Source organism: Leifsonia sp. Ger2509 (genome assembly GCF_055231915.1).
The window spans coordinates 2,293,928-2,314,294 of the sequence record NZ_JBUYVB010000003.1; the positions used below are offsets into that span (position 1 = coordinate 2,293,928).

General features: G+C 66.6%; 20 protein-coding genes and 1 pseudogene. 16 read left to right on the forward strand and 5 right to left on the reverse strand.

All coding sequences use genetic code 11. The features are described 5' to 3' along the window. Positions 1 to 30: 30 nt before the first annotated feature. Together murJ and ACV7NN_RS11290 are read right to left on the reverse strand one after the other, a co-directional pair. The gene (gene murJ, locus ACV7NN_RS11285; protein ID WP_463349670.1) at positions 31 to 1,647 is read right to left on the reverse strand and encodes a murein biosynthesis integral membrane protein MurJ; all 1,617 of its coding nucleotides are present in this window, start codon (positions 1,645 to 1,647) and stop codon (positions 31 to 33) included. Beyond that, complete coding sequence (locus tag ACV7NN_RS11290) at positions 1,640 to 3,934, reverse strand: DUF6049 family protein (protein WP_463349671.1); 2,295 nt, start codon at positions 3,932 to 3,934, stop codon at positions 1,640 to 1,642. Before ACV7NN_RS11290 ends, murJ begins: the two co-directional genes overlap by 8 nt. A 128-nt stretch (positions 3,935 to 4,062) precedes the next feature. On the opposite strand from ACV7NN_RS11290, the gene ACV7NN_RS11295 reads away from it, so the two are divergent. The 8 genes and pseudogenes from ACV7NN_RS11295 to dnaB all read left to right on the forward strand — a co-directional run bounded on the left by ACV7NN_RS11295 (position 4,063) and on the right by dnaB (position 10,332). Then, on the forward strand, positions 4,063 to 5,487 hold the full coding sequence (locus ACV7NN_RS11295; RefSeq protein ID WP_463349672.1) for a CCA tRNA nucleotidyltransferase: 1,425 nt from the start codon (positions 4,063 to 4,065) through the stop codon (positions 5,485 to 5,487). A gap of 202 nt (positions 5,488 to 5,689) precedes the next feature. Further along, a pseudogene (locus tag ACV7NN_RS11300) lies at positions 5,690 to 5,812 on the forward strand (hypothetical protein); the annotation flags it as partial. Between the two features lie 57 nt (positions 5,813 to 5,869). Beyond that, complete coding sequence (locus ACV7NN_RS11305; RefSeq protein ID WP_463351336.1) at positions 5,870 to 6,667, forward strand: hypothetical protein; 798 nt, start codon at positions 5,870 to 5,872, stop codon at positions 6,665 to 6,667. Positions 6,668 to 6,763: 96 nt separating this feature from the next. Further along, the gene (rpsF, locus tag ACV7NN_RS11310) at positions 6,764 to 7,150 is read left to right on the forward strand and encodes a 30S ribosomal protein S6 (RefSeq protein WP_463349673.1); all 387 of its coding nucleotides are present in this window, start codon (positions 6,764 to 6,766) and stop codon (positions 7,148 to 7,150) included. Between the two features lie 4 nt (positions 7,151 to 7,154). After that, positions 7,155 to 7,649, forward strand: a complete 495-nt coding sequence (locus ACV7NN_RS11315; protein WP_463349674.1) for a single-stranded DNA-binding protein — start codon at positions 7,155 to 7,157, stop codon at positions 7,647 to 7,649. Positions 7,650 to 7,729: 80 nt separating this feature from the next. Continuing rightward, the gene (rpsR, locus tag ACV7NN_RS11320; protein WP_055897232.1) at positions 7,730 to 7,993 is read left to right on the forward strand and encodes a 30S ribosomal protein S18; all 264 of its coding nucleotides are present in this window, start codon (positions 7,730 to 7,732) and stop codon (positions 7,991 to 7,993) included. A gap of 12 nt (positions 7,994 to 8,005) precedes the next feature. Beyond that, on the forward strand, positions 8,006 to 8,458 hold the full coding sequence (rplI, locus tag ACV7NN_RS11325; protein ID WP_463349675.1) for a 50S ribosomal protein L9: 453 nt from the start codon (positions 8,006 to 8,008) through the stop codon (positions 8,456 to 8,458). Positions 8,459 to 8,958: 500 nt separating this feature from the next. Then, the gene (gene dnaB / locus ACV7NN_RS11330; RefSeq protein WP_463349676.1) at positions 8,959 to 10,332 is read left to right on the forward strand and encodes a replicative DNA helicase; all 1,374 of its coding nucleotides are present in this window, start codon (positions 8,959 to 8,961) and stop codon (positions 10,330 to 10,332) included. 130 nt (positions 10,333 to 10,462) lie between these two features. On the opposite strand, the gene ACV7NN_RS11335 is transcribed toward dnaB, so the two are convergent. Further along, positions 10,463 to 10,741, reverse strand: a complete 279-nt coding sequence (locus ACV7NN_RS11335) for a helix-turn-helix transcriptional regulator (protein ID WP_463349677.1) — start codon at positions 10,739 to 10,741, stop codon at positions 10,463 to 10,465. A gap of 280 nt (positions 10,742 to 11,021) precedes the next feature. On the opposite strand from ACV7NN_RS11335, the gene ACV7NN_RS11340 reads away from it, so the two are divergent. From ACV7NN_RS11340 to ACV7NN_RS11355, 4 genes are all read left to right on the forward strand, one after another. Beyond that, complete coding sequence (locus tag ACV7NN_RS11340; protein ID WP_463349678.1) at positions 11,022 to 11,798, forward strand: DUF4386 domain-containing protein; 777 nt, start codon at positions 11,022 to 11,024, stop codon at positions 11,796 to 11,798. Between the two features lie 127 nt (positions 11,799 to 11,925). Further along, positions 11,926 to 12,252, forward strand: coding sequence for a hypothetical protein (locus ACV7NN_RS11345; RefSeq protein WP_463349679.1), 327 nt, complete (start codon positions 11,926 to 11,928; stop codon positions 12,250 to 12,252). 85 nt (positions 12,253 to 12,337) lie between these two features. Further along, on the forward strand, positions 12,338 to 12,925 hold the full coding sequence (locus ACV7NN_RS11350) for an HdeD family acid-resistance protein (RefSeq protein ID WP_463349680.1): 588 nt from the start codon (positions 12,338 to 12,340) through the stop codon (positions 12,923 to 12,925). A gap of 20 nt (positions 12,926 to 12,945) precedes the next feature. Then, complete coding sequence (locus ACV7NN_RS11355; RefSeq protein WP_463349681.1) at positions 12,946 to 13,233, forward strand: hypothetical protein; 288 nt, start codon at positions 12,946 to 12,948, stop codon at positions 13,231 to 13,233. Positions 13,234 to 13,396: 163 nt separating this feature from the next. On the opposite strand, the gene purB is transcribed toward ACV7NN_RS11355, so the two are convergent. Both purB and ACV7NN_RS11365 read right to left on the reverse strand, forming a co-directional pair. Continuing rightward, on the reverse strand, positions 13,397 to 14,785 hold the full coding sequence (purB, locus tag ACV7NN_RS11360; protein WP_463349682.1) for an adenylosuccinate lyase: 1,389 nt from the start codon (positions 14,783 to 14,785) through the stop codon (positions 13,397 to 13,399). A gap of 62 nt (positions 14,786 to 14,847) precedes the next feature. Next, complete coding sequence (locus ACV7NN_RS11365; RefSeq protein ID WP_463349683.1) at positions 14,848 to 15,237, reverse strand: phage holin family protein; 390 nt, start codon at positions 15,235 to 15,237, stop codon at positions 14,848 to 14,850. Between the two features lie 82 nt (positions 15,238 to 15,319). Between ACV7NN_RS11365 and ACV7NN_RS11370 the strand changes: the two genes are divergently transcribed. From ACV7NN_RS11370 to ACV7NN_RS11385, 4 genes are all read left to right on the forward strand, one after another. Then, the gene (locus tag ACV7NN_RS11370) at positions 15,320 to 16,429 is read left to right on the forward strand and encodes a histidinol-phosphate transaminase (protein WP_463349684.1); all 1,110 of its coding nucleotides are present in this window, start codon (positions 15,320 to 15,322) and stop codon (positions 16,427 to 16,429) included. 16 nt (positions 16,430 to 16,445) lie between these two features. Then, complete coding sequence (locus ACV7NN_RS11375; RefSeq protein ID WP_463351281.1) at positions 16,446 to 17,570, forward strand: thiamine pyrophosphate-dependent dehydrogenase E1 component subunit alpha; 1,125 nt, start codon at positions 16,446 to 16,448, stop codon at positions 17,568 to 17,570. A gap of 338 nt (positions 17,571 to 17,908) precedes the next feature. Beyond that, complete coding sequence (locus ACV7NN_RS11380) at positions 17,909 to 18,880, forward strand: alpha-ketoacid dehydrogenase subunit beta (RefSeq protein WP_463351282.1); 972 nt, start codon at positions 17,909 to 17,911, stop codon at positions 18,878 to 18,880. Between the two features lie 55 nt (positions 18,881 to 18,935). After that, complete coding sequence (locus ACV7NN_RS11385) at positions 18,936 to 20,342, forward strand: dihydrolipoamide acetyltransferase family protein (protein ID WP_463349685.1); 1,407 nt, start codon at positions 18,936 to 18,938, stop codon at positions 20,340 to 20,342. Positions 20,343 to 20,367 lie beyond the last annotated feature (25 nt).

Here is a 20,367-nt window from a genome sequence, read left to right on the forward strand (position 1 = left end):
CTCACCCGTACAACACATCCTAAGTGGATGCTATTCCGCGTCGTCTGTGTGTTCGGAGCGGCGGCTCATCCGGTTTGTCAAGGGGGCCAGACCCGTCCGCAGATCGGATGAACGCAGCAGTACGAGTGCCCCGACATAGACCGCGAGCATCACGACCCCGGACAGCGCGATGGAGACGACGGCGGCGAAGAATCCGGACACCGGGAACGCTCCCTCTGAGACCCCGCCGAGGAGCAGCAGCACGCCGGCACCGGCGAGCATCGAGATTGCGGCAGCGACGAGGAAGCGCCACAGCCCGCTCACGATGCGCCGCCCATCCACTCCCCCGATCCGCCGCCGGAGGAGGCCGATCGCGATGATGGCCTGGATTCCGCCGGCGATCGAGACGACGAGGGCGATCGCGGCCGCCCGGAGATCGGGTGCCACCAGGAAGCAGAGCAGCACGCCCGCGATGATCACGACGACCTGGGCCAGAGTGAAGAAGAACGGGGTGCGTGTGTCGCCGAGTGAATAGAAGGCGCGCTGCGACATGAAGACGAGCGAGAACGGCACCAGGCCGACGAGGTAGCCGATGAGCACGAAGCCGAACGCCTGGTAGTCCGGGGTGAAGATCCGCGATAGCGGGAAGGCGACGACGATGAGTGCCGCCGCGCAGAACGTGATCAGGAGCAGGATGGATCGGGCCGCGCTCGAGAAGTCGGTGCGAAACGACGGGATGTCCTCCGCCTGCGCGTGCTCGGCCATCCGCGTGTAGAAGGCGGTGACGATCGAGACCGCGATGATGCCGTGCGGGAGCATGAAGATCAGCCAGGCGTTGTTCATGACCAGTGGGCCGGCGAAACCGACTCCGGCGGAGTTCGCGACGTTGGTCTCGATGAGGCCGGCCACCTGGGTCGCTAGGAGCATGGCGAAGGTCCAGCCCGCCGCCTTGCCGGCGTGCCCGAGGTTGACACCGCGCCAGCGGAAGTCGAAGCGGAAGCGCAGGTCGATGCGTTTCCAGAAGAAGAAGAGGATCAGCGCCTGCACGGCCACGCCGAGCGTCGCACCGCCGGCGAGGATCGCCACCATCGTCGGAGTCCAGTGCGGCGAACGGGTTCCGTTGGGGTCGGTGCCGAACGCGACGATGAAGACGATGAGCATCGTGATGGCAACGACGTTGTTCACCACGGGCGCCCAGGTGAACGGCCCGAAGGACTTGCGGGCGTTGAGCACTTCGCCCAGCAGCGTGTAGAGACCGAGGAAGAAGATCTGGGGCAGCGACCAGTACGCGAACGCCGTCGCGAGTTCGGCGTGCGAACCGCGCAGACCGAAGAGCTGCATCAGAAGGGGCGACAGCAACGTCGCCACCAGTGCGACGGCCGCGAAGATCAAGATTCCTAGCGTGACCAGCTTGTTTATGTAGGCCTTGCCGCCGTCGGAGTGCACAGAGGCCCGGACGATCTGAGGCACGAGCACGGCGTTGAGGATGCCCTGCGCGATGATCGCGTAGATGCTGTTCGGGACGATCGTCGATGTCGCGTAGGCGTTCGCCGCGAAGCTCAGGGCTCCGATCGCCTGGAGGAGAAGCCAGGCCTTGACGAAGCCGAGGATGCGGGAGACGAACGTGCCCGACGCGAGCATCGCGCTGGAGCGACCGATGCTAGACACTCGGCTCCTTTGCGTCGTCGGTCTGGTCCTGCGTGTCATCGGGTCGGCTGGCGGCGTCGGCTGCTGCTGCGGCGTCGCCGTCCGACGGGCCCGCCTTCTCATCAGCAGCATTCCCGGCGGCCGCGTTCTCGCGGCGGCGGCGGAGGATGTTCCGCACGATACCGAAACCGAAGAGGAGCACCAGGAGCACGCCGACGATGAGCGCGCCGATGCCCTCCCAGTCGGCGTGGACATCCACCGTGACCGCCGTGGGCGTCCCGATCTTCACGCCGGTCGGACTGAGGAGCTGCAGCGTGAGGACGACCTGCCCGTTGCCGAGCTTCGCCTTGACCGGAACCAGAACTGTGGCGCGCGAATCGGGCTGGATGCGCTTGGTCACGTCGTCGTCGATCTCAAGCCGGCTGTTCGACGGCGAAGCGCTGAGCACGACGGTGACCGCCTCATCCGTGAGGCCGTTGCTGACGGTGAACGGGATCGACCCTTGAGCGCTCACCAGATTCACGTTCTCGGTCGGCAGGATCTTCACCGAGTCGAGGGTCTTGAACGACGCTTGGAGATTGTTCGAGACCGCGCTCGGCCAGTCGTTGCGCGGCTCGAGCCACGACACGGCCAGCAGGGTGAGGAGCTGGGCCCGGTTCTGACCGGTCATCGTCGTCGGGTCGTCGAGGATCGTCGCGAAGTCATGGACCCTGGCCTCCGTGTCGAGCAGGCCCCTGATGCCCGTGATACGGGCTTCGGATTCGGCCTTGTTCTTCATGGCCAGGCCCGCGGTCTGCGCGCTCGACAGGATATGCGGGAGGGCGACCGCGTTGGCCCACGGCGACGTCTGGATCGCCCGGAACGTGCGTTCGAGCTGCGTTCCGCTGGACGGCCACGAGCGGCCGAGAGTCACGACCAGACTGCGGGGGGCACCGCCTTCTTCGCTCACGAGGCCGAGTTGAGCGTTGACCTGGGACATCGCCGCATTCCAGCTGGTGTCGTCGGCCGCCGTCGCTGCAGCGCGCAGGGCGGCCGAGATGCCCGCGTCGGCGACGAGTGCCTTGCCGCCGGCGATCGGGAGAACAGCGCTCGGCGTCGCGGGCAGGTCGGCGGCATTCGTGTTGTCCCCAGACAGGATCGGGGTCGTGAACCCGTTGCGCACGAGAGAGGTGAGGTCGGTCGTGCGCACCGAGTTCTCAGCGGGCCACGCGACGCCGTTGAGCGTGAACGGCCAGGCGATCAACTGGTTCACGGTGGGCAGCACGGGCCCGGGAGGGGTCGTCGGCGTCGGCGTCGGGGTGGCACCCGCGGTCTCCGGAGTCGCCGTGCCGGTCGGCTCCCCCACCGGTGCCGATGGCGCCTGGAAGTTCGCGGGATCCATCGCGTAGCCGAGTGCTGTCGGAGCCAGAGGGGCCGTCAATCCGCTCTGGAACTGCCCCGCGAGGTCGGCGTCGCCATAGCCGAGCGAGAAGGCATCGTTCGGGAGCTCGGAGAGGGAGAGCATCCATTGCGTTGCGCTCGGTGGCGCTGCCGAGCCGAGCACCCGGATCGACGCGAGAATCATCGGATCGATGCCGATTGCGACCGACGGGTGTCCGATCAGCCCGTCGAGCTGGCGGGTGAGGACGCCGTTCGGTGCGGTGAAAGCAGCGAGGTCTGCAGACGAGATCAGGCCCGCGGACGTCGCCGGCGCAGTGATCGGCATCACGACCGAGACGTTCGAGCGGGTGACCTCGGCTCCGGAGTTCCAGGCCAGCGTCGTTCGGCCGCCCGCTTTGGTGCCGGACCCGATCGAGACGGTGGCCCCGATGCCGAAGACGCCCGCGGTCGTCCGCCCGGCGACCGGCACGGATGCAGCGGGCACCGTCACGCGGACCACCGACGTCATGCCGGGCTCGAGACCGCCGACCGGCGCGCGCCCTACCGTCTGTGCTTCCTGCGGTGTGTCGGCGGAGCCGAGCCAGGTCGCCAGGGACTTGCGGGACTCGATGGGCGTCTTGTCGAACCACAGTTCGACCGTTCCCGAGACGAAAGCGGTGGCGGCGCCGTTTGTGACCGATACCTGGACGGTGAGGTCCTGGCCCGGTGCGAGGATGCCGCCGTTGTCAGGCGCGACGGTCACGGTCAGCGGGCTCGCCGCATCCGCCGCCGAACGCACGGCCGACGCCTGCGGCGCCGACTGCGCGACCGCAGGGGACGCCGCGACGGAGCCGGAGGCGGCGAAGGCCACGACACCCAGGACCGTCGCGGTGGCGAACACCGCCAGTCTGCGCAGGCCCGGGATACGGGGTCGGCGGGTCGAATTCATGCGTCGACGCACGACTCCCGCTCGGCCTCCATGTCGCCAATTCTAGGGGGTTGGCCCTGTGAGACTCCGGCGAGGAGGGCCGCATGTGGAGAGCGTGATCCGGCCCGTCCCGGTTAAACTGGAGCACCATGCAGAGCGTCGCCGAATCCCTCGAGCGCCTCGGCGACCTCGCGAACACGTCCATCGTCACCAGGCTCGCCGCGGCCTTCGCCGACGCCGGATACGAGCTCGCGCTCGTCGGCGGCCCGGTGCGGGATGCGCTCCTCGGCCGCCCGGTGAACGACCTCGACTTCACCACGAACGCCCGACCAGACGACATCCTGCGTGTGGTCGCCCCGCTCGCCGACGCGCACTGGGACATCGGCCGGGAGTTCGGGACGATCGGTACACGGATCGCCGGCGAGACCGTCGAGATCACGACCTACCGCGCCGACAGCTACGACGGGGAGACCCGCAAGCCCGATGTCGTGTTCGGGGACACGCTCGACGGCGATCTCGTGCGGCGGGACTTCACGGTCAACGCTCTCGCACTGCGGGTGCCGGAGACCGTCCTGGTCGACCCGTCGAGCGGCGTCGATGATCTGATCAGCGGGACATTGCGCACGCCCAGCACTCCCGCGATCTCGTTCGGAGACGACCCGCTGCGGATGATGCGGGCGGCGCGTTTCACGGCACAGCTGGGGTTCACCGTCGACGACGAGACCCGCGACGCGATGGAGGAGCTTGCCGACCGCATCGAGATCGTCAGCGCCGAGCGCGTCCGCGACGAGCTGTCGAAACTGCTCTGCAGCCCGGCGCCGCGCCGCGGAGTCGAGCTTCTCGTCGAGACGGGGCTGGCGGAGCTGGTCATCCCCGAGGTACCTGCGCTGCGGCTCGAGATCGATGAGCACCACCATCACAAGGATGTCTACCAGCACAGCCTCACCGTCCTCGACCAGGCCATCGGCTATGAGCGCGAGCGGCACCCCGACGAGCAGCCCGACCTCGTGCTGCGGCTCGCTGCCCTCCTCCACGACATCGGCAAGCCGGCCACGCGGCGACTGGAGCCGGGCGGCGCCGTCAGTTTCTACCACCACGACATCGTCGGGGCGAAGCTCGCCAAGAAGCGCCTGCGTGCGCTGCGCTTCGACAACGACACGGTGGATGCGGTCGACCGACTGATCGAGCTGCACCTGCGGTTCTTCGGGTACACCGACGGCGCCTGGACGGATTCGGCCGTGCGGCGCTATGTGCGCGATGCGGGACCGCAGCTCGAACGCCTCCACATGCTGACCCGTGCGGATGTGACGACCCGGAACAAGCGCAAGGCCGACCGGCTCGGGTTCGCATACGACGATCTCGAGGACCGCATCCGTCAGCTCCAGGAGAAGGAGGAGCTGGATGCTGTGCGCCCCGACCTCGACGGGGAGCGCGTGATGCAGCTGCTCGGGCTGAAGCCGGGGCGCGAGGTGGGCGAGGCGCTGCGGTACCTGCTGGAGCTGCGGCTCGACGAGGGGCCGCTCGGCGAGGACGAGGCGGCGCGGCGCCTGACCACATGGTGGGCCGCGCGCTAGCCCCGCACTTTCGCGAGAGTCGCCCGTAGCGCCGAGATGGTCAGTTTCGGACGAGCGCGAACGGCGCACGTGTCACTCTCGGCCGGAACAGTCACTTTCGGCGCGGGCTGAGGCTCCTCCACACCTGGGCGATCGACGAAGTACATCCACAGATCCGGGCAGGAGCCGTGTCGTCGGGAAGTGACAACGGCACGGTTGAAGGGTGACCGACGACATCGCTCCCCGTCTCCTGCTCGCCTGGAACTCCCCATGGCCAGGAGATGACGGCCGTGCGCTCAGACGAGGTGTTGCGGCCGGTGAGCTGGTTCGGATCCGTCGGGGTGTCTACTGCGAAACGGCGCCATGGGATTCGGCGGATGGACGTGCCAGGCACCTTGCGCGGATGCATGCAGCGGCCGCAACGCGATCGATTCCGTTCTGCTTCTCCCACATTTCGGCTGCCGCGCTGTGGGGCCTTCCGATCATCGGCAGGTGGCCGGAGTCGGTTCACGCCATTGCCCTCGGCAGGACGGGGATGCGCTCGCGCAACGGCATCGTGTGGCACCGTGACGGACTCAACGGAGAGGAGATCGAGACGATCGACGGATTCGCGGTCACGTCCCTCGAGCGAACACTCATCGATCTCGCGAAGACCACATCGTTCGAGTCCGCTGTGGCATCTCTTGACTACGGGATCGGTCGGACGGTGGTCAGAGCGGACGGTTCACAGGCGCCGGGGCGCGACAGGAACGGTCTCCTCGAGCGTCTCGAACGGGAAGGGCCGCGACGGGGAAGCGCGCGCGCACTGGCCGCCTGCGCCTTCGCGGACGGACGTGCCGGATCCCCGGGTGAGTCGCTCAGCCGTGTCCAGATCCATCGACTGGGTTATCCCCCGCCGATCCTGCAGAGCAGGATCGATCGGGGCGACGGCGGAGCCGACTATCCCGACTTCGAGTGGGAGGGCCATTTCGGAGAGTTCGACGGCCATGTGAAGTACACCCGGCAGGAATTCACGGGTCGCCGCTCGATCGAGGAGATCGTGTGGGATGAGAAGGTCCGCGAGGATCGGCTTCGAGCAACGGGCAAGAGGGTGGTGCGGTGGACCTGGCTCGAAGCACGGCGCCCGGATCTGCTGGACCAGCGCCTGAGATCCGCCGGCCTGGAGCCGAGTGGCGGGGCGGGGATGCATCCGGTACGCTAGGTAGGTTGTCTGGGCTCAGTGTGCCCGATGACAGATGTAGAACCCTCCTGTTACAGACCGTCTGTAACCGCCAAGTCCAAAGGAGGTGGGTTAGTCATGCATCAGTACGAGTTGATGGTCATCCTCGATCCAGAGATCGACGAGCGCACCGTAGCTCCCAGCCTTGACAAGTTCCTCAACGTCGTTCGTAACGACGGTGGAACGGTCGACAGTGTCGACATCTGGGGCCGCCGCCGTCTCGCCTACGAGATCAACAAGAAGTCCGAAGGCATCTACGCCGTCGTTCAGTTGACCGCTACCGGCGAGACCACCAAGGAGCTCGACCGCCAGCTGAAGCTCAGCGAGGCCGTCATGCGCACCAAGGTGCTTCGCGCCGAAGAAGCGATCGCCCAGGTCGCGGCAGCCGCGAAGCTCGCCGACGAGAAGGCCGCCCGCAAGGCTGCCGCTCCCGCCAAGGCCGCCGCCGCCGAGAAGACCGCCTAGTCCAATGGCAGGCGAGACCGTAATCACCGTGGTGGGCAACCTCACCAGCGACCCGGAGCTGCGTTACACGCAGAACGGGCTGGCGGTTGCCAACTTCACCATCGCATCCACTCCGCGCAGCTTCGACCGCGCGACCAACGACTGGAAAGATGGCGAGGCCCTGTTCCTTCGCGCGAGCGTCTGGCGTGAATTCGCCGAGCACGTCGCAGGATCGCTGACCAAGGGATCCCGAGTCATCGCAACGGGACGTCTCAAGCAGCGTTCGTACGAGACGAAGGAAGGTGAGAAGCGCACGTCCATCGAACTCGAAATCGACGAGATCGGACCCTCGCTCCGTTACGCCACCGCCTCCGTCACGCGTGCGCAGTCGTCGCGGGGCGGCTCACCGGCCGGCGCCGTCGACGAGCCGTGGGCTGCCGCAGCACCCGCGTCCGACTCCTCCTCGGGAGCGGATGTGTGGAGCTCGCCCGGCAACTTCAACGACGAGACCCCCTTCTAAGCAGCGACCGGCGTTCCGGAGCTCAGCTCCCGGACGCGGCATCCGTCGCGAAGCACACTTAAACGAAAGCAAAGGAAATCATGGCTGGAAAGTCGAGCGGCGACCGCCGCAAGCCGATCCGCAAGGGCAAGGACGGCAAGAACGCCGCCCCCGCGAAGTCGATCCGAGTCGGAGTCATCGACTACAAAGACGTCGCAACCCTGCGTAAGTTCATCTCCGAGCGTGGCAAGATCCGCGCTCGCCGTATCACCGGTGTCTCCGTGCAGGAGCAGCGCCTCATCGCCCGCGCCGTCAAGAACGCGCGCGAGATGGCGCTCCTGCCCTACGCCGGCTCGGGCCGTTAGGAGCCGGAAGACATGTCGAAACTCATTCTGACCCACGAGGTCTCCGGCCTCGGATCCGCCGGCGACGTCGTCGACGTCAAGAACGGCTACGCCCGCAACTACCTCATCCCCCAGGGCTTCGCCGTGGCGTGGACCCGTGGTGGCGAGAAGCAGGTCGACTCGATCAAGGCTGCACGCGTCGCACGCGAGCTCGCCACCATCGAAGAAGCCCAGGACCTCAAGGCCAAGCTCGAGGCGACCAAGGTCAAGCTGACGGTCAAGGCCGGCAGCGAAGGCCGCCTCTTCGGCTCGGTCAAGACCTCGGACGTCGCAGCGGCCGTCGAAGCAGCCGGAATCGGCTCTCTCGACAAGCGCAAGATCGAGCTCCCCAACGCCATCAAGGTGGTCGGCGAGCACGAGGCGACCGTTCGCCTGCGCGAAGACCTTTTCGCGACGATCACCCTTCAGGTGGTCGCTGCCAAATAGGCTCAGGAACTACTCGGTGTAGCGGCGGACGAGAGTCCGCCGCTACACCTGTTTAACCGCACAGCGCAAGCTTTTGTCACAACTTTGTACACAGGGTCACCCACAATGGGGGCAAGCTTCGATGCCGTGTTTAAACAAGTTTCTTCACACAGGCTGGGGGAAACTAAAAGCCCGGTCAGGGGCAATATAACCCATGAAATTCTTTGGTAGTCCACAGGTTTGCCCACAGGTTGTGCACATAGAGCGCGGCGTTTCGCGCAGATTATCCACACCGCTATCCACAGGCTGAGTTGTGGGGCATGGAGCGCTCCTCCTAGTGTTGGGCGACGCCGGATCACGGCGGGGACAGAGCGATTCGAGGAGTCAGGCCTGTCGGTGGCTCCTGGGAGTATCGACGTGTCCGGCGAGGCGCCGGAAACGGCCGCTCGATCGCGGTTCACTGAAGGTAAGCACGGCAGGCGTGCGCCCGCCGCGCGACGAACGATGAGAGGGAGGCCGGGGTGTCCATTGCCCATCTGGGTCTGGCCGACAACCGACAGCCAGGCGAAACCAGGCAGGCGGAACGAACTCCCCCTCACGACCTGCTGGCAGAGCAGAGCGCCCTGGGCGGCATGCTCCTCAGCAAAGACGCCGTCGCCGACGTTGTCGAAGTCGTTCGCGGCACCGACTTCTACATTCCCAAGCACGAGATCATCTACGACGCGATCCTGTCGCTCTACTCGCACGGCGAACCCACCGACGTCATCGCGGTCACCGACGAGCTGACCAAAGCCGGGGAGCTCTCCCGCGCTGGCGGGGCCGACTACCTGCACACCCTCACAGGTCTCGTTCCCACCGCTGCCAACGCCGGCTACTACGCATCCATCGTCGCCGAGCGTGCGCTCCTGCGCCGCCTCGTCGAGGCCGGCACCCGCATCACGCAGATGGGCTACGCCGCAGAAGGCGAGGTTCTCGACCTCGTCAACAACGCCCAAGCCGAGATCTACGCGGTCACAGGCTCGACCGACAGCGAAGACTACGTTCCCCTCACCGAGGCGGTGACGGTCGCGATCGACGAGATCGAGGCGGCCAAACACAAGGACGGCTCGATGACGGGCGTCCCCACGGGATTCGCCGAGCTCGACGAGCTCACCAACGGCCTCCACCCTGGGCAGATGATCATCGTCGCCGCGCGCCCAGCGCTCGGTAAGTCCACCCTGGCGCTCGACTTCGCCAGGGCCGCCGCGATCAAGCACGACATGGCCACCATCTTCTTCTCCCTCGAGATGGGGCGCAGCGAGATCGCGATGCGCCTGCTGTCTGCCGAAGCATCCGTGCCACTGCAGAGCATGCGCAAGGGAACGGTCGACAACCGCGACTGGACGACCATCGCATCCACTCGCGGCCGCATCAACGATGCGCCGCTGTACATCGACGACAGCCCGAACATGACGCTCGTCGAGATCCGCGCCAAATGCCGACGGCTCAAGCAGCGGGTCGGACTCAAGATGGTGATCATCGACTACCTGCAGCTCATGACGAGCGGTAAGCGCGTCGAGAGCCGGCAGCAGGAGGTCAGCGAGTTCTCCCGCGCGCTCAAGCTCCTCGCCAAAGAACTCCAAGTCCCTGTCATCGCGCTGTCCCAGCTGAACCGTGGACCCGAGCAGCGGGCTGACAAGCTCCCCGCGCTGAGCGACCTCCGCGAGTCCGGCTCGATCGAGCAGGACGCCGACATGGTTATCCTCCTGCACCGCGAAAGCGCCTACGAGAAGGACAATCCGCGCGCGGGCGAAGCCGACCTCATCGTGGCGAAGCACCGAAACGGTCCGACCCGAACGGTGACTGTCGCCTTCCAGGGCCACTACTCGCGCTTCACCGATATGGCGCCCATCTGAGAAATCCTGTGGACCGTTGCTCTTGGTGTCTTTCCGTCACGAAGTTCTCGTTCTGAGAGTCCGCGACAATCGAAGCGGTGGACCATCAAGCGAGATGCATTGAGGGCGGTCGTTGGATAGTGGTCGCCTCTCACTTTCGTTTGAGGAGCACGTCGAGAATCTCACCGACCGCAACTTCGTCCAGCCCTTCCCTGCGGATCGGCTGGTTTGGATGCAGCTCGTAGAAGTTGCGGCTACCTACTCGGCGGCGAGTCAGGTATCCGCCTTCGACCAAGTCCGCCACGATGCGGTGGGCCGCTCGTTCCTGGACGCCCACGCTTTCGGCGATCTCCCGGATCCGGATTCCGGGGTGGCGCGCCACGCAGTAGAGCGCATGTAAGTGATTGGTCAGGAAGCCCCACTCAGCCATGACGATAAGCATACTGTCATTTGTGACATGTATCTATTGCCATGTCTTCCGCGACAGGATAACGTTGCCCATATCGGCAGGGAAGTTCACAAACCGCTAGCACCAGGCGCGGACCTGACCGGGATGAGAGATCCCGCCCGTCGCTGTGTCGCCGAAGACTCCATGACCGTTTTGAAACGGTGGAGGTCTGCTGTCCGGCATCGTTCTCCCACCATCGCGGGCCTACCGTCCCGCGGGATTCATCACAAGCAGTGCCAATGCACCTTCTAAGGAGCACCCCATGGCCGCCAACACCGACATCACCCCTCCGGTACGAGTTCCCGCGTCGCGGCGCCGAATGCGACCGACGAGGCGGATCTCTCTGACCGTCGGCATACTGTACGTGATCACTTTCGTCTCCATCCCCACCCTCGGGCTGTACAAGCCCATCAAGGACAACGTCGGCACCTTCATTCTGGGGACCGCGGGAAGCACATCCGCACTGCAGTGGGGCGTGCTGTCCGAGGTCATTGTCGGCTTGGCTGGCATCAGCACTGCCGTGGTGCTGTACCCGCTGACCAAGCGGATCAGCCAAACCGCCGCCTTGGGTTTGGTGGCCGCGCGGCTCCTCGAAACCTGCCTCATCTTCGTCAGCGTCGTCAGCCTGCTCACGATCATGACCCTGCGAATCGACGTTGCGGGCACCGCCGGGACGAGCGCAGCGGCGCTGGTCACGACCGGCCACAGCCTGCTCGCGAACTACACCTGGACGTTCCTGCTCTCCCAGAGCCTGATGCCCGTCGCATGCGACCTGCTCCTGGGCTACATGCTGTACCGGTCCGCTCTCGTTCCACGCATCTTCCCGATCGTCGCATTCATCGGCGCGCCGCTTCTGCTCGCCTCCGACGTCGCGGTCTTCTTCGGCGCCTACTCCCAGGTGTCCCCGATCGCCGTTCTCGCTGCACTGCCCGTCGCGGTGTTCGAACTGGCCCTAGGCATCTGGCTGATCATCAAGGGTTTCAAGACGACGCCGCTGACCGCCGACTACGACGAAACTAGCCAGTCCACAGCAGCCTGACCATCGGGCATCGCTACCGAGACGACCTTGCGCGTTTGTGGACTCATGGCGCCCTGTGCCGCGCAGGGCCTGATCCCATAGGGTTGGACCGCACAGTCCCTGCCACTCCGACGAAGGAGCACGAGCCATGTCACGTCTTCGCCCGAAAGTCGTCCTCTGGTGGGGCATCGGAATCATCGCCGCCGACGCGGTCCTGAACTTCGCGATCCCGGGAATCTTCGCGGCGACGTACGGCGGCACCTCGGGCGCCAGCGGCGTCGACCAAGCGATGCTCAACACTCTGATGACGGTCCTGGGTTCCTGGAACCGGATCGCGCCGTTCCTCGGCGCAGCCTTTGTCGGCGCGGCCATCGTGATGTTCTACATCGCGAAGAACCTGCTCCCGTCGACCGAGGTCGCGGCCCCCGACGACGCGGACAGCATGGCCTTCGGCGAACGGGATGCGGCATCCTGACCACCTGATCAGGTAAGCGGCAAACGCGCAGGCAGCGCCGACTAAACTGGGAAGGTTCCACCGCCCAATGAAAGAGGTCGCTTCAGTGGCAGCCGCCCCCACCGCCCAGAAGCCTTCCGGGTACTGGGCCGTCCCCGTCGCCCGGGCAGTCGTAGCCCTCGTCGCCGCGGGTGTCGTCACCTTCACGGCGAACCACTCGGCGACGTTCGGTCTCGTCGTGTTCGGCGCGTATGCCGTGCTGGAGGGCCTGCTCGTGGGCATCCTGAGCCTGCGTCGGGTGAACGACCGCACGGTCGGCCGGTTGTTCGTCGCCCAAGGCGTGATCGGCGTCATCGCCGGGGTGCTGGCGCTCGCGCTGTCGTCGAGCGGCCTCGGCCTCTTCCTCTACGTTGTGAGCGTGTGGGCCGCGCTCACCGGGTTCATCGAGCTGTACTGCGGTCTTCGCAGCCGGTCCAAGGATGCATCCTCGCGCGACTGGATCGTCGTCGGCGCCTTCACGGCGGTTCTGGCCGTCGTCTTCCTGCTCATCCCGTCGGATTCGGTGCTCGCCGTCGGCCTGTTCGGCGCTTACGCCGTGATCGTCGGCGTCTACCTCGCCATCGGCGGATTCTCGCTCAAATGGTCGGCACAGCATCCGGCGCCGACAGAGCACCCCATGGAGAGCGGATCATGAGCCGCAAAAAGGATTCCAACGTGCCCGCAAACTCGCCCGTTCCCGCCACCGGCGCCGTGCATCAGCCGAGCCGCAAAGACCGGTTCCGGCCGGTCGAACTGCTCGTCGGCTCGGCCATCCTGGCGGTCTTCGTCGGCCTGATCGTGCTGATGTCGACGCGTGAGCCCGTTCTGGCGGCGATCTCCTTCGGCATAGCGTTCATCGTCGCGCTCGTGGGTCTCGCGATGTTCTCGCTCGCGTTCAAGCCGAACGCCGATGAGGTCAGCGACCTCGAAGAGCAGAACCGCGGCGACGACACCAAGCACTGAGTGGCGGCGTACCCCGAGACGTCGCGCCGAGAGTGCTCGTTCCGGCCGAGAGTGCGTGGCGTGCCAGGCGCTGTCGACCGCAGGTGTCACCCTCGGCCCGAGGGCGCCCGGAACGCGCCGGTAGCAGGCATCGGCACCGAGCGCCGAGCGCTGGGCACCGCCGCTACTGCGGGTCGAGCCGGTCGACGAGCCGGGACGCGACGCCGGTGTAGGTGCCGGGGGTCAGCTCGAGCAGGCGCGCCTTGGCGGCCGCGCCGATGTCGAGCCGCTGCACGAACTCGGCGAGGTCCTCGCGGCCGATGCGCTTTCCGCGGGTGAGCTCCTTGAGCAGCGCGTACGGGTCGGTGATCGACGAACGTCCCGCCGACACCTCGGCCCGGATGACCGTCTGGATGGCCTCGCCCAGAATCTCCCAGTTGGCGTCGAGATCGGCGGCTAGAAGCTCGCGGTCCAGGTCGATCTGGCCGAGACCGCGCTGGATGTTGTCGAGGGCGAGAAGCGAGTGTCCGAGGGCGACGCCGATGTTGCGCTGGGTCGTCGAGTCGGTGAGGTCGCGCTGCAGGCGACTGGTGACGAGAGTGGCCGCGAGCGAGTCGAGCAGCGCTGAACTCAACTCGAGGTTGGCCTCGGCGTTCTCGAAGCGGATGGGGTTGACCTTGTGCGGCATCGTCGACGAGCCCGTCGCACCCGGCTCCGGAACCTGGCGGAAGTAGCCGAGCGAGATGTAGGTCCAGACGTCGGTGGCGAGGTTGTGGAGGATGCGATTGGCGTGCGAGATCCGGTTGTAGAGCTCCGCCTGCCAGTCGTGGGACTCGATCTGCGTGGTGAGCGGGTTCCAGTCGAGGCCGAGACCCGTCACGAACTCTTCCGAGATGCGCTGCCAGTCGGCGTCGGGGTCGGCCACGAGGTGTGCGGCGAACGTTCCGGTCGCACCGCTGAACTTTCCGAGGAATTCCGTGCCGACGATCTGCTTGTCGACCCGCTCGAGGCGGTACGCGAAGACGGCCAGCTCTTTGCCCATCGTGGTCGGCGTCGCCGGCTGGCCGTGCGTGCGAGCGAGCATCGCATCGTCGCGGTACTGGTGGGCCTGGGCACGAAGCTCGGCGATCACCGCGCGGTACTTGGGCAGCCAGACCTGGTGGATCGCCGCGCTCACCGTGAGCGCGTACGACAGGTTGTTGATGTCCTCGCTGGTGGCGGCGAAGTGCGTGAGCTCGGCGATGTGATCCAGACCGAGCGCATGGAGCCGTTCCCGCACCAGGTACTCGACGGCTTTGACGTCGTGCTTGGTGGTCTCCTCGAGTTCGGCCAGACGGTCGATCTCAGGCTGGCCGAAGCCGTCGGCCAGGGCTCGCAGTGACGCGGTCTGCTCGATCGAGAGCGGCGTGGCGCCGAACATCCGGTGCCCTGTCAGGTAGATCAGCCACTCGACTTCGACCTGCACCCGGGCGCGGTTGAGGCCGGCTTCGGACAGGAAGTCGCCGAGGCCGACCACCGCGGAGCGGTAGCGGCCATCGAGCGGGCTGAGCGGCTGGGGAGGCAGGGCGGTCATGGGGCTCCTTGCGAACGGGACGACAGACCCATTCTTCCGCAGTTTGCCGAATGCCTCTCGCCTCAGCGATCGCGCGTGACCGGGCGGAAGATGAGTCCGATCAGCCACGAGATGATGGCGAGCACGATCGCTCCCCAGAAGCCCGCCCAGAACCCGTCGATGTAGAGCCCGAAGCCGAGAAGACTGCTGATCCACGCGACCAGGAGCAGCAGCAGGGCATTCACGACGAGGGCGAGCAGGCCGAGCGTCAGGACGTACAGCGGGAACGCCACGATGCGGATGACCGTGCCCAGGACACCATTGACGACACCGAAGATCAGCGCGATCAGCAGGTAGGTGAGGATGGTCGGCACCTCGCCCTCCGCGTACGGCTTCACCGTCACACCGCTGACGATGAACGTGGTGAGCCAGAGCGCGAAAGCGTTGATGATGAGCTTGAGGAGGAATCTCATGGCTTCCACTATGTCAGCGGGAGCCGCAGCGGTCGAGGAAGTAATTCCCGCTGGGGAATGTGGACGCCGGTAAGTTGGGTCTGTGAGTAACTCAGAGCGACCGGGCGTGAAGCTGCGCCCGGAGATCGTGGCCGTGCCCGCCTACAAGCAGGGCCGGCCGGCTCCCGCCGACGGTTTCAAACTGTCGAGCAATGAGAATCCGTACGCACCGCTGCCCGGCGTCGTGGACGCCGTTGCGGCCGTTCTCAACGATCTGAACCGCTACCCGAACGCGAGCGGTCTCGCCCTGCGCACCCGCCTCGCCGAACGCCACGGCGTCGACGTCGGCCGGGTGCATCTCGGCAGCGGCTCCGTCTCCCTGCTCGCCCAGCTGATCTCCGCTGCCGCCGGCACCGGCGACGAGGTCGTGTATTCGTGGCGCTCGTTCGAGGCCTACCCCGGGCTTGTGACGGTGGCGGGGGCCACGAGCATCCGCGTACCGAACCGCGAAGACGGTGGTCACGACCTGGACGCGATGGCCGCAGCCATCACCGACCGCACCCGCGTGGTCATCGTCTGCAGCCCCAACAACCCGACCGGCACGATCGTGACCGCGCAGGCGTTCGAGTCCTTCATGGAGCGGGTTCCGGACGACCTCCTCGTCCTCCTCGACGAGGCGTACTACGAGTTCGTGACGGACGATGCCAGCGTCGACGGCATCCCGCTGCTCTCCCGCTACCCCAACCTGGTCGTGCTCCGTACCTTCTCGAAGGCGTACGGGCTCGCGGCACTCCGCATCGGCTACGCAGTCGGCCCGGAGGATGTCCTGGACGCCGCGCGCAGTGCCGCGATCCCCTTGTCCGTGACGGATGCGGCCCAGATCGCAGCGCTCGCCTCCATCGACCGCGAGGACGAGCTGATGGAGCGCGTGGCGCGCATCGCGATGGTGCGCGACGACCTGCGCGCCCGCCTCATCGAGCAGGGATGGATCGTTCCGGAAGCGCAGGGGAACTTCGTCTGGCTCGCGACAGGTGCGGAGACGGCGGCGGCGAACGACGCGTTCTTCGACGCCGGACTGACGGTGCGCGCCTTCCCGCCGGAGGGCATCCGGATCAGCATTGGCGAAACGGAGTCTGTGGAGAAACTCCTTGAGGTCGCGGGAGATATTGTGCGGAACCTACCAAATGGGCACCCCGCCAAGCGGTTAGGTTAGTACGGTGGCTGCCTCGATGGATTCCCCGCGCCAAGCGCCGACCGTTCAACTGCTGACCCCCGAAGGGCGTTTTCAGCCGAGCGAGTCCGCAGCCGAATACGTTCCGTACCTCGAGCGCCTGACCGAGGCCGATTACCGTCGCTTCTACCGCGACATGGCGGTCGTCCGCCGGTTCGACCTCGAGTCCGCGAACCTGCAGCGCCAGGGCCAGCTGGCCCTGTGGGTGCCGAGCCACGGCCAGGAGGCGGCCCAGGTGGGTTCCGCCCACGCCACCCGAGCACAGGACCACATCTTCCCGTCGTACCGCGAGCATGTCGTCGGCATGATCCGCGGGCTCGACCCGGTGAACATCCTGAGGATGCTGCGGGGCGTCACCCTCGGCGGGTGGAATCCGGCGGAGAACGGCAACTTCCACCTCTACTCGCTGGTGCTCGGTTCGCAGAGCCTCCACTCGACCGGATACGCCATGGGCATCCAGTTCGACGGGAAGACCGGCACGGGGAATACGGACACCGACGAGGCCGTCATCGTCTACTTCGGCGACGGCGCATCGTCGCAGGGTGACGTCAGCGAGGCCCTCGTCTTCGCGGCGAGCTACCGCACTCCGCAGGTCTTCTTCCTGCAGAACAACCAGTGGGCGATCTCGGTCCCGGTCGAACGCCAGTCGCGCACTCCCCTCTATCTGCGCGGCAGTGGTTTCGGCATCCCCGGTACCCGGGTCGACGGCAACGACGTCCTCGCCAGCTTCGCCGTCACAGCGAAGTGGATGGATGACGCGAGGGCCGGATACGGACCCGCCCTCATCGAGGCGCTCACCTATCGGGTCGGCGCCCACACCACAGCGGATGACCCGACGAAGTACCGCACGGACGAAGAGCTGCAATCGTGGATCGCGCGCGACCCGATCGCCCGCTACCGCACCTACCTGTCCGATCTCGGCGTCGGCGACACCTTCTTCGCCTCCGTCGATGAGGAAGCGGCCGACATCGCGGCGGATGCGCGCCGCAGGCTGCTCGAAGTCACCCCTCCCCCGATGGACATCATCTTCGACCACGTCTACGCAGAACCGCATCCGCTGATCGCCGAACAGAAGGAATGGGTGCGGCGCTACGAGGCGTCCTTCGATGAGGAGCGCGCATGAGCGACCTGAACCAGAGCTTCCCGGTGATCGTGGACGCTGATGAGGCGCCCGGGGCCGAAGTACACGAAGCGGAGTTCGTCGAGGCGCACGAGGTCCACGAAGCGACGATGGATGCGGAGACGTCCGAGGTCGTCGAGGACGCTGAGGTCGTGGACGACGCCGAGGATGCTGAGGGCGTCGAAGACGCCGGGGTCGTCGAGTCGGAGGACCGCGACGGTTCCGGCGAAGCTGACGAGGCCGACTCGACCGCATCCGGAGAGCCGGCGCCCGCATCCGAAGTGCCGGCGCCCGCATCCGAAGAGCCGGCACCCGCATCTGCTCCGCCTACCAGCCCGGTCATCACACTCCCGCTCGGCAAGGCGATCACCAAGGGCCTGCACGACGCCCTCGCGAACGACCCCAAGGTCCTGCTGATGGGCGAGGACATCGGCCCGCTCGGCGGTGTCTACCGCGTCACCGAGGGCCTGCACGCCGAATTCGGCCCGCAGCGCGTGCTCGACACCCCGCTGGCCGAATCCGCGATCCTCGGCACCGCCATCGGCCTGGCCATGCGCGGTTACCGCCCGGTCTGCGAGATCCAGTTCGACGGGTTCATCTTCCCGGCGTTCGACCAGATCACGACCCAGCTGGCCCGGATGCGCAACCGCCACGAGGGGACGGTCACGATGCCGATCGTCATCCGCGTGCCGTACGGCGGCCACATCGGCTCGATCGAGCACCACTCGGAGAGCCCGGAAGCCTACTTCGCGCACACGCCCGGCCTCCGGGTGGTGAGCCCCAGTACTTCTCACGACGCCTACTGGATGATCCAGGAGGCGATCGCATCCGACGACCCTGTCCTGTTCTTCGAGCCGAAGAGCCGGTACTTCATCAAGGGCGAGATCGATCTCACCGACCCGGTCGCACCGTTGCACGCGAGCCGCGTGGCACGGCACGGCACGGATGTGACCGTCGTCGGACACGGCGCCATGGTCACCACACTCTTGCACGCGGCAGAACTCGCAGCAGAAGAGGGGACGAGCGTCGAGGTCATCGACCTGCGCTCCATCTCCCCGATCGACTACGGGCCCATCCTCGACTCCGTGCGCAAGACCGGCCGCCTGGTCGTCGTGCAGGAGGCCGCGTCCAACGCCAGTGTGGGATCGGAGATCGCGGCGACGGTCGCCGAGAAGGCCTTCTACGTCCTCGAAGCCCCTGTGATCCGCGTCTCCGGCTGGGACACTCCGTACCCGCCGTCGAAGGTCGAAGCGATGTACCTCCCCGACGCCGACCGCGTGCTCGAGGCCATCGACAGAAGCCTCGCGTACTGACCCGCACACCGGCACAACCGGCATCCCGGGCGAACCGACCGAAAGAAGCTGCAGCATGAGCGAATCGAAGTTCCTCCTCCCCGACGTCGGCGAAGGCCTGACCGAGGCGGAGATCGTCGAATGGAAGGTGGCGCCCGGCGACACCGTTTCGGTCAACCAGGTGCTCGTCGAGATCGAGACCGCGAAGTCGCTGGTCGAACTGCCGTCGCCGTTCGCCGGCACCGTCGGCGCACTGCTGGTGTCCGCGGGCCAGACCGTCGACGTCGGAACTCCGATCATCACCGTCTCGAGCGGTTCGGTGGATGCGCCGGAGACGCTCGGCGCGCCAGCGCACGGCTCCACGCCGGAGGTCGACGAGGCCGCCGCCGACGCCGCAGCCAGCGTCTCGCACGAGGTCGACGAGAAGCAGGCGCCGCTCGTCGGCTACGGGAGCACCGGGCACGCGACGAGCAGGCGCCGCCGGGTGACGCATCCGGGCACTTCTGCGATCACCATCGTTCCGGATGCTTCGCTGACGCCGCCGTCGCACGCCGCGCACGCCGCTGCGCCCAGCCAGCACATCCCGAACCGGCCGGAGGCCGCCGCCGCCCCCGCGTCGACCGTCCCCGTGATCGCGAAACCGCCCATCCGCAAGCTCGCGAAGGACCTGGGCGTCGACCTGGCGGTCGTCACGGCGACGGGCCCGATCGGCGACATCACCCGTGACGACGTTCTCCGTGAGGCCACCCAGGCGAGCGTGTTCCGCAACATCCAGACGCCGGAATGGCCGGATTCCCGTGAGGAGCGCATCCCGGTGAAGGGCGTGCGCAAGGCGATCGCGCAGGCGATGGTGTCGAGCGCGTTCACGGCGCCGCACGTCAGCCTCTTCGTCGACGTCGATGCGACCCGCACGATGGAGTTCGTCAAGCGACTCAAGAACTCCCCCGACTTCACCGGGGTCAAGGTGTCCCCGCTGCTCATCATGGCGAAGGCGATGATCTGGGCGGTGCGCCGCAACCCGACCGTCAACGCGACCTGGACGGACGACGAGATCATCGTCCACCACTACGTGAACCTCGGGATCGCCGCTGCGACGCCCCGCGGCCTGATCGTCCCGAACGTGAAGGAAGCGCAGGAGATGTCGCTGCTCGAACTGGCGGGCGCCCTCGAACAGCTGACCCTCACCGCGCGAGACGGACGCACCCAGCCGGCGGAGATGTCCGGCGGGACGATCACGATCACGAATGTCGGCGTCTTCGGCATGGACACGGGGACGCCCATCCTCAACCCTGGCGAGTGCGGCATCGTCGCGCTCGGCACGATCAAGCAGAAGCCGTGGGTCGTCGACGGCGAGGTGCGGCCACGCATGGTCACGACGCTGGGCGCTTCGTTCGACCACCGGGTGGTCGACGGGGATGTGGCGAGCCGCTTCCTCGCGGACGTGGCGGCCATCATCGAGGAGCCCGCACTCCTGCTCGACTGACGGTTGCGCTCGAAGAAAGGCCGAC